The sequence below is a fragment of the Desulfobulbus alkaliphilus genome, from assembly GCF_016918545.1.
Lineage (GTDB): Bacteria > Desulfobacterota > Desulfobulbia > Desulfobulbales > Desulfobulbaceae > Desulfobulbus > Desulfobulbus alkaliphilus.
Window position 1 is genome coordinate 1 of sequence record NZ_JAFFQC010000231.1, and the last position, 450, is coordinate 450.

The following is a 450-nucleotide window of genomic DNA, read 5'->3' on the forward strand; positions in this document are numbered from 1 at the left end:
GGCCCAGGCTGATGCGCTTCAGGCGCAGGATGGTCAGCCCAAGATCCCGGCACATTCGGCGGATCTGGCGATTGACCCCCTGATGCAGCACCATTCGCAACCGCGTATGGCCATTGGCCTGCAAGCGGCTTTCCACTTCGACCGGACGCAATTGCTCTCCCTCAGCCAACGTCATGCCACGGCGCATGGTTGCCAGAGCTGAGGCCGGGACAATACCGCGCACAAGGACGTCGTAGGTTTTGGGTTGATGGTGCCGAGGGTGCATCAGGCGCTGTGCCAGCTCGCAATCATTGGTCAGCAACAGCAGGCCTTCAGAAAAATAGTCAAGTCTTCCAACAGGATAAACTCTATTTCGCCGCATCTCTGTGGTCAGGCAATCCAAAACCGTAGGACGCCCCTGCGGATCGTGCGCCGTACACATGACCTGGATAGGCTTGTGCAGCATGATAT

The 450-nt window shown here is 58.0% G+C and carries 1 protein-coding gene; it reads right to left on the minus strand.

The window, feature by feature from the left end:
• On the minus strand, positions 1 to 445 hold a 445-nt coding region (locus tag JWG43_RS18280; RefSeq protein ID WP_338033290.1), incomplete at its 3' end, for a pseudouridine synthase.
• Positions 446 to 450: the final 5 nt, after the last annotated feature.